This window comes from Methylobacterium ajmalii, from assembly GCF_016613415.1.
In the GTDB taxonomy this organism is placed as follows: Bacteria; Pseudomonadota; Alphaproteobacteria; order Rhizobiales; family Beijerinckiaceae; genus Methylobacterium; species Methylobacterium ajmalii.
This window is the reverse complement of the sequence record NZ_JACWCT010000152.1, coordinates 19,387-32,384: the sequence shown is the minus strand read 5'-3', so window position 1 is coordinate 32,384 and position 12,998 is coordinate 19,387. Positions and strand designations below refer to the sequence as shown.

Annotated in this window: 14 protein-coding genes; 7 read left to right on the top strand and 7 right to left on the bottom strand. The window is 72.0% G+C overall.

Going from position 1 to position 12,998, the window contains the following annotated elements; genetic code table 11:
- From HPY23_RS27140 to queE, 4 genes are all read right to left on the bottom strand, one after another.
- A partial coding sequence (locus HPY23_RS27140; protein WP_276530197.1) for a DnaA N-terminal domain-containing protein occupies positions 1–384 on the bottom strand: 384 nt, incomplete at its 3' end.
- A gap of 500 nt (positions 385–884) precedes the next feature.
- Positions 885–1,580 carry a nucleotidyltransferase family protein gene (locus HPY23_RS27135; protein WP_244537531.1) on the bottom strand — a complete coding sequence of 232 codons (696 nt, stop codon included), beginning with the start codon at positions 1,578–1,580 and terminating at the stop codon, positions 885–887.
- A 119-nt stretch (positions 1,581–1,699) separates the two neighbouring features.
- A complete protein-coding gene (queD, locus tag HPY23_RS27130; protein ID WP_060849121.1) occupies positions 1,700–2,056 on the bottom strand; it encodes a 6-carboxytetrahydropterin synthase QueD in 357 nt (118 codons plus the stop codon).
- A gap of 85 nt (positions 2,057–2,141) precedes the next feature.
- Positions 2,142–2,774, bottom strand: coding sequence for a 7-carboxy-7-deazaguanine synthase (gene queE / locus HPY23_RS27125; protein WP_091884731.1), 633 nt, complete (start codon positions 2,772–2,774; stop codon positions 2,142–2,144).
- 370 nt (positions 2,775–3,144) lie between these two features.
- Between queE and HPY23_RS27120 the strand changes: the two genes are divergently transcribed.
- Together HPY23_RS27120 and HPY23_RS27115 are read left to right on the top strand one after the other, a co-directional pair.
- A complete protein-coding gene (locus HPY23_RS27120) occupies positions 3,145–4,650 on the top strand; it encodes a D-alanyl-D-alanine carboxypeptidase family protein (protein WP_175539910.1) in 1,506 nt (501 codons plus the stop codon).
- 68 nt (positions 4,651–4,718) lie between these two features.
- Positions 4,719–5,423, top strand: coding sequence for a hypothetical protein (locus HPY23_RS27115; RefSeq protein ID WP_244537532.1), 705 nt, complete (start codon positions 4,719–4,721; stop codon positions 5,421–5,423).
- A 103-nt stretch (positions 5,424–5,526) separates the two neighbouring features.
- Here HPY23_RS27115 and HPY23_RS27110 read toward each other — a convergent pair whose 3' ends face one another.
- Entirely contained in the window at positions 5,527–5,853 is a 327-nt protein-coding gene (locus HPY23_RS27110; protein WP_091884734.1) for a hypothetical protein, read from the bottom strand.
- The gene (locus HPY23_RS33655) at positions 5,850–5,972 is read right to left on the bottom strand and encodes a hypothetical protein (RefSeq protein ID WP_268926642.1); all 123 of its coding nucleotides are present in this window, start codon (positions 5,970–5,972) and stop codon (positions 5,850–5,852) included. The genes HPY23_RS27110 and HPY23_RS33655 overlap by 4 nt, the downstream gene beginning before the upstream one ends.
- 232 nt (positions 5,973–6,204) lie before the next feature.
- Between HPY23_RS33655 and HPY23_RS27105 the strand changes: the two genes are divergently transcribed.
- Positions 6,205–6,462 (top strand): DUF3297 family protein, encoded by a 258-nt coding sequence (locus HPY23_RS27105; RefSeq protein WP_060849118.1) that lies wholly within the window; start codon positions 6,205–6,207, stop codon positions 6,460–6,462.
- On the opposite strand, the gene HPY23_RS27100 is transcribed toward HPY23_RS27105, so the two are convergent.
- Entirely contained in the window at positions 6,449–6,955 is a 507-nt protein-coding gene (locus HPY23_RS27100; RefSeq protein WP_091884737.1) for a VOC family protein, read from the bottom strand. The genes HPY23_RS27105 and HPY23_RS27100 overlap by 14 nt on opposite strands.
- Positions 6,956–7,083: 128 nt before the next feature.
- On the opposite strand from HPY23_RS27100, the gene HPY23_RS27095 reads away from it, so the two are divergent.
- The 4 genes from HPY23_RS27095 (at position 7,084) to lexA (ending at position 12,929) form a co-directional block, all read left to right on the top strand.
- Complete coding sequence (locus HPY23_RS27095) at positions 7,084–8,085, top strand: LysR family transcriptional regulator (RefSeq protein ID WP_091884739.1); 1,002 nt, start codon at positions 7,084–7,086, stop codon at positions 8,083–8,085.
- On the top strand, positions 8,082–9,143 hold the full coding sequence (locus HPY23_RS27090) for a PAS domain-containing protein (RefSeq protein WP_175539911.1): 1,062 nt from the start codon (positions 8,082–8,084) through the stop codon (positions 9,141–9,143). The genes HPY23_RS27095 and HPY23_RS27090 overlap by 4 nt, the downstream gene beginning before the upstream one ends.
- Before the next feature lie 44 nt (positions 9,144–9,187).
- A complete protein-coding gene (gene uvrB / locus HPY23_RS27085) occupies positions 9,188–11,968 on the top strand; it encodes an excinuclease ABC subunit UvrB (protein WP_091884746.1) in 2,781 nt (926 codons plus the stop codon).
- A gap of 220 nt (positions 11,969–12,188) precedes the next feature.
- Positions 12,189–12,929 (top strand): transcriptional repressor LexA, encoded by a 741-nt coding sequence (gene lexA, locus HPY23_RS27080; protein ID WP_060849115.1) that lies wholly within the window; start codon positions 12,189–12,191, stop codon positions 12,927–12,929.
- Positions 12,930–12,998: the final 69 nt, after the last annotated feature.

Here is a 12,998-nt window from a genome sequence, read left to right as displayed (position 1 = left end):
GCGCGGGGCCGGGGCGGGCTTGGCCGCCGCGGCGGCGCCCGGCCGGGCCGGGGCCATGGCGCCGCGCACCCCGACCTCCAGGCTCTCGATGCCGTCGGCCTCGCTGCGGAAGGTGGCGAGCACCCGGTCGATGTAGTGCGACTCGATCCAGCTCTTCAGGAACCGGGTCGGCACGGTGAGGCGGGCGACGCCGCCGGACACGTCCTGAAGCTCGAGCCGGGCGAACCAGCTCGCGAACACGTCCTCGCCGAGCTCCGCCCGCAGGCGGCGCTTCACCCGCTGCCAGGCTCCCGCGATGTCGGCGGTGCCGCTGGTGCGGCCGTCGTCGCCGTTGCCGCCACGGCCGGAGCCGACTCCTTCCGCCAAGCTGCCGTCCACACGCATGACTGGTCCCTTCTCGGCCCGTCCGCGGTTGCCCGCGACCCGGTCCGTACGCAGATACGCTTGCCGCACCCCGGACGAGGGGCCCGGCGGCCGGGTCGAAGGGCCGAGGGAGTCAACGGCTCCCGTGCCTTTTTCCCGTGGTTCACCCCGGTCTATCAACAACTGGTCTCGTTTCTCTTAAGGACCGGGGACCCCGAAATCCGCGAGGCGGCGCCAAGGGTTGGCGGCCGCCCACGGCGACGCCCGGGCGCGTCGTGCCCGGAAGCCGGTCCGGTCGATCATCTCAGAGCGGGACGAGACCCGCGCGAAGGGCGGGCATGGGCCAAAAACTAGGCTGTCCTGGTGACGCCTCGCAACAGGAACGATCGACCGCAGGGTAAACCGATCGTTACACCCTGCAGCCACCCCCACCCGATCCACAGCCTGTCCGGCGGCAAGGTGCTGGAATCGTGACCGTTTCGTTGAAGCGACGTTGCGAGTGCCAAAAGATCCCTACCGGCTCAACGACTTGTCGAGAACGGGGAGGGCCCGGGGGACAGTCCGGTGGAAACTGCCGCCGTGTCTCCCGCGCACTTGACAGCCGGGTCGACCGCTCCAGGCCACGGCAGCACCGTGATCTCGGGCCAGAGCGCCCGTGCCCGTTCCGCCTTGGCGGCGTAGGCCGGCCCGTTGGCGATGGCGGGGTTGGGGCGCAGGACCATTCCGAACAGGTCGGCGAGGCCGAACGGCGCGACGATCGAGAGCGCGTCGTCCGGCTCGAACCGCACCCCGACCGCGTGGACGACCGCCGCGTAGCGGGACAAGGCCGCATCGGGGCTCGGCAGGGGAGGGTAGGGGCTGCCGAAACGGCGCTCGAACCAGAGATGGACCCGGGCCTGGTTGCGGATCTCGACCGGGCCGACGCCACCCGCGAGAGAAGGGGCCGCGCGTCGCAGGACCGCGTCCTCGGCTTCCCAGGACAGGTCGGCATCGTCGAAGTAGATCAGGTCGTAGTCGCGGATGCCGTGCCCGCGCGGCCGCCCGGTCAGAGCGTTCCAGACCGTCTGGTACAGGCAGCCGGCGACGAGGCGCCATTGCGGCAGGGCGAGGTCGCGGGCCTTCGTCAGGAGCGCCATCAGGTCGGGATCGGCCCGGACGATGGCGGCGAGCCGCCGCCGGTGCTCGGCCTCGTCAGGGCCTGTTTGATCGGGCTGCACCAATCGGAACCCTCGATGTCATCCCGGGGCCGCACAAGCCGAACCCGGGATGACGTGGCGAAATGGCCGCGTGAGTGCCAGGTCGATCGGCGCAACCGCTCGAACGGGCTATCGGGCGCTCACGCGCCGGTATACTCGGCCCACGACATCGGCGTCTCGAACACCTTGACCGAGGACAGGAGCGGCAGGGCCGGCCGGGTCTTCTCCCAGATCCAGACCGCGATGTGCTCGGCGGTCGGGTTCTCAAGGCCCGGCACCTCGTTGAGGCAGTAATGGTCGAGCCGCTCGAGCACCGGCCCGAAGGCGGCCTCGACGTCGAAGAAGTCGACGACCCAGCCGGTCTCGGGGTCGACCGGCCCGTCGAGGGTCAGCTCGACCCGGTAGGAATGGCCATGCATGCGGTGGCAGCGATGGGTCGCGGGCACGTTCGGCAGCCGGTGGGCCGCCTCGAACGTGAAGGCCTGGGTGATCTTCATCGGTCGTCTGTTCTGGATATGGAGTTGGGCGGCCCCTTAGCACCGATGGGGCCGGCGGGCGAACCCGTGCGGGCCCGTGCGGCGGCTACGGGATCCCGATCAGCTTGTGGGTCTGCAGGCTGAGGCGCCAGCGGGCGTCGCGCAGGCAATGGGCCACCGCGGCCTGGGTGTTGGCGATCCGGTCGGGCCCGTCCATCGGCTGGAGCCAGAGGTGGCGGAAGTCGAGCTCGGCGAGCGCGTCCGGGTCGAGGCCGGCCTGCGGGTAGACGAGCTTCAGCTCGTGGCCGCCGGTGAGGCGCAGGGGTGCGCCGGCCTTGGGGCTGACGCAGATCCAGTCGATCCCCGCCGGGGCGGCTTGCGTGCCGTTCGTCTCCACCGCGACCTCGAAGCCGCGGGCATGGACGGCGGCCAGCAGGGCGTCGTCGAGCTGGAGCAGCGGCTCGCCGCCGGTGAACACCACGTAGCGCCGGCCGCGCGCCCCGTTCCAGGTCCGCTCGATCGCCTCGGCCAGGGCCTCCGCGTCGGGGAAGCGGCCGCCGCCGACGCCGTCGGTGCCGACGAAGTCGGTGTCGCAGAACCGGCAGGCGGCTTGCGCCCGGTCGGCCTCGCGGCCGCTCCACAGGTTGCAGCCGGAAAAGCGGCAGAACACCGAGGCGCGCCCGGCCTGGGCGCCCTCGCCCTGGAGGGTGTGGAAGATCTCCTTGACGGCGTAGCTCATGATGTCGGTCGTCGGGCGCCGCCTTGCGGCGTCGCGCGGTGCTCCCTTGTGGATCGAGACGGTCGTCCCGGCGTGTCAGATGCGGCCCGCGCCCGCAAGGGTGCCCGGCGCAGGGCCGGTGCGCGCGTCCCCCGCCTGTGGACGGGCCTGTGCGCGGCCGGGGGAGGGGCGGGCCGCCATCCTCCCGCCATGGATGTCGGGTTCATGGGCGCATCGCGCGGCGCTGTCAAAAGCTTCGCCGCTGCCCTACAATCACGGCCGGTCCGCCGTGCGGTGCCCGGGGCGGCGCGATCGGACGGCCCGGAGCAAGGGGCCGGACGGTCGCGGGGCGCGCCGCGGGGCGGCACCGGTACGACGGGAATCCATCGGAATGTTCAACGCTGCGCTGCTGCCGCGCCTCGCCGGACGCCTCCTCGGCCTCGGTGCTCTTCTGGCTGCCGGAACGGCGGGGGCGGTCACCGCGCCGATGCTGGTCGTCGACGTCGATTCCGGCAAGGTGATCTACAGCCAGGGCGCCACCGATCCGTGGTTCCCGGCCTCGATCACCAAGCTGATGACGACCTACGTCGCCCTCGACATGGTGCGCCAGGGCCGCGCCTCGATGGACCAGCTGCTCACCATCTCGGAGGCCGCGGCGGCCGAGCCCCCCTCCAAGATGGGCTTCAAGCCCGGCACGCAGCTCACCCTCGACAACGCGCTCAAGATCATCATGGTGAAGTCGGCCAACGACGTCGCCTGGGCGATCGGCGAGAATCTCGGCGGCTCGATCGACGGCTTCGCCGCGCAGATGAACGAGACCGCGCAGCGCCTCGGCATGCGCGACAGCCGCTGGACCAACCCCAACGGCCTGCCCGACCCGCGGCAATGGACCTCGGCCCGCGACATGGCGGTGCTCGGCCGGGCGCTGCTGCGCGACTTTCCCGAGAACCGCGACCTCTTCTCGATCTCGGCGATCCAGTTCGGCCGCGCGGTGATGCCGAACCACAACGGCCTGCTCGGCCGCTATGCCGGCGTCGACGGGATGAAGACCGGCTTCATCTGCTCGGGCGGCTTCAACGTGGTGGCGAGCGCCAACCGCAACGGCCGGCGCATCCTCACGGTGGTGATGGGCCAGTCGAGCGCCCGCGAGCGCGACCTGAAGGCCGCCGACCTGTTCGATTACGGCTTCGGCCAGTCGGGCTTCAGCTTCGGCGGCCAGACCCTCGCCGAGCTGCCGGCCTCGTCGATCGCCACCCCGCCCGACATGCGGCCCTACATCTGCGACAAGCGCCGGCCGATGCCGACGGATGCGGATTCCGCGGCCCTCACCGCGAGCGCCGCGGCGGCCGGGGGCAACGCCGACAACGCCAACGCCCAGCTGATGGCGGCCGGGGCGCCGCCCTCCTCGGCTTTGGCCTTCGCCACCATGAACAGCGCGGCCCTGCGCAACCGCGCCCTGCCGCCGCGGGCGCCGCTGCAGCCGGTGCTGGTCTGGACCGGCCGCGACCCGGCCGAGAGCGCCATCGCGGCGACCGACGAGGCGGCGCCGGCAAAGCCCGTCGCCGCGAGGCCCGCGGCCCGGGTGAAGGTGGCCAAGCCCGTGCCGCAACGGCCCGCGCCGAGCCGCAGCATCGCGGCGACCGGCGCTACCGTGCCGCAGCCGAAGCTGCTCGCCCGCCACAAGGGTGCGGCGCCGGCCGCAGCCTCGGCCTTCGCCTCCACCAGTCCTTCCACCGCGGTGATCGCGGAGCCGAAGGGCCACAAGGCCGCGGCGAAGCCCGCCGCCAAGCACGACGCCAAGCAGGATTCGAAGCCGGCGGCCAAGCCCGCTCCGAAGGCCGAGACCAAGCCGGCGGCCAAGCCCACCGTGAAGTCCGCCCGCAAGAAGGACGACTGATCCTGGCGGCCGGGCCGGTCTTCTGCCCGGACGAGGCCCTGGCCTATCGCCGCAGCCGCACCGTCTTCGTGCCGGGCGACGGGCTCGTCCTCGATGAATCCTACCGCCTGGCGCACCTGCCCCTGGTAGCGCCCGGCCACCCTCGCGTGATTCCATCGCGGGAAGGCCGTCATTACGATCACGGGCGCCATCCCCGGGTCGTCTCGCTGGTGCTGCCGGTGCCGCAGGCGTCGCTTGCCGCCGCGCCGGCCTTCGCCGCGCTGGAACGGGAGCTGCGCGCCTCTCCCCTTGCCGGAAAGATCGCCTGGGATGTCGCCGCGCGCCGCGCGGACCGCCTGCACGCCACCCTGTGCGGCTCCCTGGCGGTCGGGTCCGACGCCGAGCCGTCGCTCACCGACGGGCAGCGCGCGGCCCTGGCGGCGCTCGGCCCGGTCGCGGTGGAGCTGCGCGGACTCTTCTCGGGCAACGTCAATCTCGGGCGCCTCTATCTCCGGGTCTACCCGGAGCGCCGCGACGGCGCCGACATGCTGGCGACGGTCCAGCGGATCGTGGGCCGGCCCCCGAGCGGCCTCTACGTCGTCGGCCTGCACGCCCTGACCGACGACCTCGACCCGGCCGAGGCCGCGTGCCTGGCCGATTTGATCGAGCGCTGGTGGCACCGGCCGATCCTGCGCCTCACGGTCGAGGCCCTGTGGCTGCTCTGGGCCACCGACGACCAGGTGCTCGACGGCGGCGTGCTGGCGATCGTGCCGCTCGCCGGTGGCGCGGCCTGAGCGGCTGCCGACGTCCGGCCCTTCTCCCATCCCGCGGCAAGGCCGGGGCCGGACGGGACCGCGGCGGACGGGTCGGGGCCCGAGGGGCGAGGGCGATCCGTCTTCAGGCCCGCCCCTGCACCGGCAGGTCGGCGAGTCCCGGCCGGGTCCGCTCGATGAGGGCCGCCGCCAGCATCGCCTCGAGCCGGATCAGGTCCTCGTCCGGCTCGGGCTGCCAGCCGCAACCGCAGCGCGGCGCCGGGCCGTGCAGGGAGGCGATCTGGCGATAGAGCGCGCCGACGGTGCGGGCCGCGGCTTCGAGTGCGGCCATCGGCGGCAGCGGCCCCCGCTCCAGGGCGTCCCAGAAGGCCAGGGTCAGGGCCCGCTCCAGGGCCGATCGCGCCCGCATCTCGGCCTCGGCCCGCGAGCGCTCGTGCTGGTGGAAGGTCATCGTGCGCGCTCCGCCTCGCTCAGCAGGACGACGAGCCGCTCCCAGGGCAGCCCGACCGGGGGCCATCCCTCGCGGAACAGACCGGCACAGCCGTGAATCAGGATCAGCGCTCGCGCCATCGCGGCCTCCATCTCGGATCGTGCCGGGGATCGGCACGCCCTCCATGCAGCAAGACATTCGCGACGGCAAGATCATCGTGAAATATTGGAGATTTTCTACATTGCATCCAAAAATTATACTTTGATCCGAATTATGAAAATTCCAAACGGCGGGAAGGCGCCCCGGGGCGGATTGGCAGCGGCGCCGGGAGCGGCTACCTGGGGCGCCGATTGAATCCCGGAGACCGGCCCGATGTCCGACACCCCGCCCGACCGCCTGAGCACCGACCCGCGCAGCCCGTTCCACGACGCCGCCCTGCTCGAGCGCGGCGTCGGCGTGCGCTTCAAGGGCGTCGAGAAGACCAACGTCGAGGAATATTGCGTGAGCGAGGGCTGGGTGCGGCTCGCCGCCGGCAACGCCAAGGACCGCTTCGGCAACGCGATGACCGTGAAGCTGAAGGGCCCGGTCGAGCCCTATTTCCGCGCGCCCGAGGCTCCTACGGCCGAGTGATCTGCGCCCGAGTAAGCTCCGCCCGCAGGGACGCGAGGTCGAGGCGGCGCGTCGCCATCCGCAGGGCGCCCGCCTCGTCCCGCGGCCATTCCGCCTCGGGGCGGTCGCGGTACAGTTCCACCCCGTTGCGGTCCGGGTCGTCGAGGTAGAGCGCCTCGCTCACGCCGTGGTCGCTGGCTCCGGTCAGCGGGATCCCGGCGGCGTCGAGGCGGGCCAGCGCGTCGGCGAGCGCTGCCCGCGTCGGGTAGAGGATCGCGACGTGGTAGAGCCCGGTGCTCCCGGGCGGCGGCGGCGATCCGCCGGCGCTGTCCCAGGTGTTGAGCCCGATATGGTGGTGGTAGCCGCCGGCCGACACGAAGGCGGCCTCCCTGCCGTAGCGCTGCATCAGCGTGAAGCCGAGCACCCCGCAATAGAAGCCGAGCGCCCGATCGAGGTCGGCCACCCGCAGGTGGACGTGCCCGATACGGGTCTGCGGGTCGATCGGCGTCGTCATCGGGCTCTCCTCGGCGTCTGGGCCGGTGGGATCGCCCCCGCGGCCCGCGTAGACTGCCTCGGTTGCAAACAAGGTGGAATGCTGCATTCCGTCGGTTCACTTCACGCCCACGGAGTGAGATCGCCCCCGTGCTCGACCGGCTGACCGCCATGCAGACCTTCGTGCGCGTCGCCGCGACCGGCAGCTTCTCGGCCGCCGCCCGGACGCTCGGCCTGTCGCAGAGCGGCGTCACCAAGCACGTCGCCACCCTCGAGGAGCGCCTCGGCGCCCGGCTGCTGCACCGCTCGACCCGCCGCCTGACCCTGACCGAGGCCGGCCGGCGCTACCTCGAGGCGTGCGAGCGCATCCTCGCGGAGATCGACGAGGCCGAGGCGGAGGCCGGCGCCGAGGCGGCGGAGCCGCGCGGCACCCTGCGGCTCAACGTGCCGGTCTCGTTCGGCGTGCTGCAGGTCGCCCCGGCGCTCGCCGAGTTCGCCCGTGCCCATCCCGGCCTCGCCGTCGAGCTCGGCCTCAACGACCGGCCGGTCGACCTGATCGAGGAGGGCTGGGACCTGGCGCTCCGGATCGGCCATCTGCGCGATTCGCGCCTCGTCGCCCGGGCGCTCGCCCCGTGCCGGATGTGCGTCTGCGCGGCGCCGTCCTATCTCGCGGTGCGGGGCCGGCCCCGCCGCCCGGCGGAGCTACGCGGCCATAACTGCCTCGGCTACACCCTCGCCAGCAGCGACGGCTGGCGCTTCGCGGGCGGTACCGTGGCGGTCGAGGGCTCGCTGCGCGCCTCGAACGGCGACGCCCTGGTGGCCGCCGCCGCCGCCGGGCTCGGGCTGATCTACCAGCCGACCTTCCTGGTCGCCGATGCCCTGCGCCGTGGCAGCCTGGTGGCGCTCGATCTCGGGCCGATCCCGTCGCTGCCGCTGCACGCGGTGATGCCCTCGCGCCGCAATCCGCCCGCCAAGGTCCGGGCCCTGGTCGCGTTCGTGGCGGCCCGCTTCGCCGATCCGCCCTGGGACCGGGACCTGCCCGCCCCGCTCGGGGTCGATGCGCCGCTGCCCGCCGAGGCCCCGGCGCCGCTGCCCGGCGAGGCCCCGGCGCCGATCGACGGGCCGTATCGGCCCGCGGAGGTCGACGCGTGAGCGGGCTCGGACCGGAGGGCGCCATCCCGGGCGGCCCGCAGCGGACCCTGGCCTTCGCGGATCGCGATTGGCTCCAGCTGATCGAGGCCCATGGCCTGATTGGCACCTGGACCTGGACCTTCGCCACCGACGAGCAGACCTGGTCCCCCGGGCTCTTCCGCCTGCTCGGTCTCGAGCCGGGCGCGGCGAGGCCGGCTACAGACCTGTTCTTCAACCTCGTCCATCCGGACGATCGCGCGCTCATCGAAGGCGGGGCGCAGGCGATGCGGGATGGCATCGTCACCAACTACTTATTCCGGATAATCCGGCCGGACGGGTCGGTTCGCGTCCTGTCCGGCCACGGCACGGTCTACTTCACCCTCGAGGGTCGACCTCGGGCGGCCGCCGGCGTGCTGATGGACGTGACCGATCCCGAGCACATGGCGGCCCTGCATCGCGAGGAGCAGCGGCGCCGCCGGATCCTGTTCGAGCAGGCGCAGACCTGGCAGCACGCCTCGCCGTACTCGGAGACGTTCCGCGTCGCGTCGCGGGAACTCCTCAGCCTCACGGGCCTGAGCCAGGAAGCGTTCCGTGCCGACTGGACCAGGGTGACGGCGCCGGACGAGCGCAGGCGCGTGAGCGAGCTGTTCGAGGAGATGATCGTCGCCGGGCGGTCCTTCACGGTCGACCAGCACCTGTGTCTCGCCGAGGGCGGGACCGGCCGGTTCCGCGGCGTCTTCGTCCCGGTGCGCGGCCCGGGCGGGGGGATCCTGTGCTGGGCCAGCGTGAATTCCCGCGTCGGCGGGCAGCGGGTGCAACCTACCGGGCAGATCAGGCAGGGACTGGAGCAGGCGGTGCAGGCCCCGCACCTGCGCGCCGCCCGCGGCCTGCTCGGCTGGTCGATGGGCGACCTCGCCGGGGCGAGCGGCCTGTCGCTCTCGACCGTCCGGCGCCTGGAGGAGGGCGGCGAAGGGCCGGCGGCGAGAAGCCGCCACGCCGCCGTCGCCGCCCTGCGCCGGGCCGGCGTCGGCTTCCTGCTGGTCGAGGGCAGCACGCTGGCGGTCGCCAAGGTGCGGTGACGCGGGCTCTTTCCGGGCCCGGTGCGGCTTGCCATATCTGCCGCATGCCCGCCCCGAAGAAGCCCCGTCCGTCGACCGGCAAGGCCTCGAAGCCCGAGCTGAAGCCGCTCGATCCCTTCCTCGCCGAGCTGCTGAACCCAGCGCTGAACCGCGACCGCCTGCCCGCCGCCGCGCCGCCACCGCCGCCCGAGCCGCCGAAGCGGGGCCGCTCGCGCAAGGACGCGGCGCAGGCCAAGCCCGCGGAGGCGAAGGCTGCCGACAAGCCGGCGGCCCGCCGCGCCCGGGGCCCGGAGGCTGCAGGGCCTGACGGTTTCGGCGAGGCGCCGCAGGCCGCCTTCGCGCACGGCGCCACGACCGATGTCGAGCCGGCGCTCGCCGAGGCGCTCGGCCTGCGCGAGCCGGACGGCGAGGCGGTGGAGGAGCGCGGGTCGCTGGCGGCCGAGGGCGTCTCGGCGACGGTCGACGCGCTGACCAAGCTCCTGACCGAGGGCAACCCGCTGTTCAAGAACGGCGAGCTGTGGCGGCCGCACCGGCCGGAGCGGCCGCAGAAATCCGAGGGCGGCGTCCCGTTCCGGCTGAATTCCGAATTCACCCCGGCCGGCGACCAGCCCCGGGCCATCGCCGAGCTGGTGGCAGGCGTCCAGGGCCAGGAGCGCGACCAGGTGCTGCTCGGGGTCACGGGCTCGGGCAAGACCTTCACGATGGCCAAGGTCATCGAGGAGACCCAGCGCCCGGCCCTGATCCTCGCCCCCAACAAGACCCTGGCGGCGCAGCTCTACGGCGAGTTCAAGAGCTTCTTCCCCGACAACGCCGTCGAGTACTTCGTTTCGTATTACGACTATTACCAGCCCGAGGCCTACGTCGCGCGCTCCGACACCTTCATCGAGAAGGAATCGTCGATCAACGAGCAGATCGACCGGATGCGCCACTCGGCGACCCGGGCGCTCCTGGAGCGCGACGACGTCATCATCGTCGCCTCGGTGTCGTGCATCTACGGTATCGGCTCGGTCGAGACCTATACGGCGATGTCGTTCACCGTCAGCCTCGGCGAGAAGATCGAGCAGCGCCAGCTCGTCGCCGATCTGGTGGCGCTGCAATACAAGCGCATCCAGTCCGATTTCGCCCGCGGCACCTTCCGGGTGCGCGGCGACGTGATCGAGCTGTGGCCGGCCCACTTGGAGGATCGCGGCTGGCGCATCGGCCTGTTCGGCGACGAGATCGAGGCGATCTCGGAGTTCGATCCGCTCACCGGCAAGACCCTCAACACGTTGAAATTCGTCAAGGTCTACGCCAACAGCCACTACGTCACGCCGCGCCCGACCCTGCAGCAGGCGGTCAAGGGCATCAAGGACGAGCTGAAGTGGCGGGTCGAGGAGCTGACCCGGATGGGCCGCTTGATCGAGGCCCAGCGCCTGGAGCAGCGCTGCACGTTCGACCTCGAGATGATCGAGGCCACGGGCGCCTGCAACGGCATCGAGAACTATTCGCGCTACCTCACCGGCCGCAAGCCCGGCGAGCCGCCGCCGACCCTGTTCGAGTACCTGCCCGACAACGCGCTGGTCTTCACCGACGAGAGCCACGTCACGGTCTCGCAGATCGGCGGCATGTACCGGGGCGACTTCCGCCGCAAGGCGACGCTCGCCGAATACGGTTTCCGGCTGCCCTCCTGCCTCGACAACCGACCCTTGCGGTTCGAGGAATGGGACGCGATGCGCCCGCAATCGATCCACGTCTCGGCGACGCCGGCGAAGTGGGAGCTGGAGCAGACCGGCGGCGTCTTCGCCGAGCAGGTCATCCGTCCGACCGGTCTCGTCGATCCGGTCATCGAGGTGCGCCCGGCCCGCTCCCAGGTCGACGACCTGCTCGGCGAGGTCAAGGAGGTGGCGGCCGCCGGCTACCGCACGCTGGTGACGACGCTCACCAAGCGCATGGCCGAGGACCTGACCGAGTACCTGCACGAGAACGGCGTGCGGGTGCGCTACATGCACTCCGACATCGACACGCTGGAGCGGATCGAGATCATCCGCGACCTGCGGCTCGGCGCCTTCGACGTCTTGATCGGCATCAACCTCCTGCGCGAGGGCCTCGACATCCCGGAATGCGCCCTCGTCGGCATCCTCGACGCCGACAAGGAAGGCTTCCTGCGCTCCGAGACCTCGCTGATCCAGACCATCGGGCGGGCCGCCCGCAACGCGGACGCCCGCTGCATCCTCTACGCCGACCACATCACCGGCTCGATGGAGCGGGCGATGGCCGAGACCGAGCGCCGGCGCAAGAAGCAGCTCGCCTACAACGAGGAGCACGGCATCACGCCCCAGAGCGTGAAGCGCAACATCTCGGACATCCTGGAGAGCGTCTACGAGCGCGACCACGTCCAGGTCGATACGGGGCTCGCCAAGTCCGCCGTCACGGTCGGCCACAACCTCAAGGCGGTGATGGCCGACCTCGAGAAGCGGATGCGGACGGCCGCCGCGGACCTCGACTTCGAGGAGGCGGCGCGCCTGCGCGACGAGCTCAAGCGTCTCCAGGCGACCGAGCTCGCCATCGCCGACGACCCGATGGCGGCCCAGGCCGACGTCGAGCGCGACGCCGGCCGCTTCGGCGCCAAGCGCAAGCGGCGCGGCCCCGAGCCCCTGGGATACGGCCCCGGCGGCAAGGGTACCTCCGACGAGGGCACCCGCATCCGCCAGCCCGACCTCGACGACATGGGCCCGGGCACCGACCGCGAGGTGCCCTTCTCCTACGCCGAGCGCCCCACCGGCCGCTCGACGCAAGGCTTTCCGGGCCAGAAGCCCAAATACAAGGGCCGCAAGGGGCGGGGCTGACACCCGCCCGACGGGCCGGCGCGGCGGACAGTCCCGCGCCGGTCGAATTCCGGGCGGGGCCTGCCTCATCGTACGATCGACCCGCGACATCCCCGTCTATCACCCCGGTTGCTGCGGCCGTGCGCCGCTTTTTCGAAGCCGCTTGCGGAACACTTGCGGAACGCTTACCATGTTCGCGATTTGTTTCCGGAGCGCGGCAGCGCGGGGATGAGAGTGTCACATGCTCACGCGTAAGCAGTTGGACCTGCTCCGCTTCATTCAGCAGAGAATGCGCGAGACGGGCGTCCCCCCGTCCTTCGACGAGATGAAGGACGCCCTCGATCTCAAGTCGAAATCGGGTATCCACCGCCTGATCACCGCCCTTGAGGAGCGCGGCTTCCTGCGCCGCCTGCCGAACCGGGCCCGGGCGATCGAGGTGATCCGCATCCCCGAGACGGTGACGGGGCCGGCGACGGCTCCCGCGGCCGGGGCCGAGGTGGTGCGGTTCAACCCGAGCGTCGTCGAGGGCGGGCGCGCTCACGAGCCCAAGCGGCCCGCCGGCATCCCCGCCATGGCGACGGCCTCGGACGAGAACGGCCAGTCGGTCAGCGTGCCGGTGATGGGCCGGATCGCCGCCGGTACGCCGATCTCGGCGATCCAGAGCCAGAGCCGCACGGTGGCGATGTCGCCGGACTTCCTCGCCAGCGGCGAGCACTACGCCCTGGAGGTGCGCGGCGACTCGATGATCGAGGCCGGCATTCTCGACGGCGACCTCGTGGTGATCCGCCGCCAGGAGACCGCCAATACCGGCGACATCATCGTGGCCCTGATCGACGACGAGGAGGCGACCCTGAAGCGCCTGCGCCGCCGCGGCTCGTCGATCGCGTTGGAGGCCGCCAACCCGGCCTACGAGACCCGGGTGCTCGGGCCGGACCGGGTGCGGATCCAGGGCCGGCTGGTGAGCCTGGTTCGGAAGTACTGAGGCGGCGCTTCGTCTTCACGAAAAGGCGCGAGTTTCCCCTCTCCCCGCCCGCGGGGAGAGGGGAGAGCC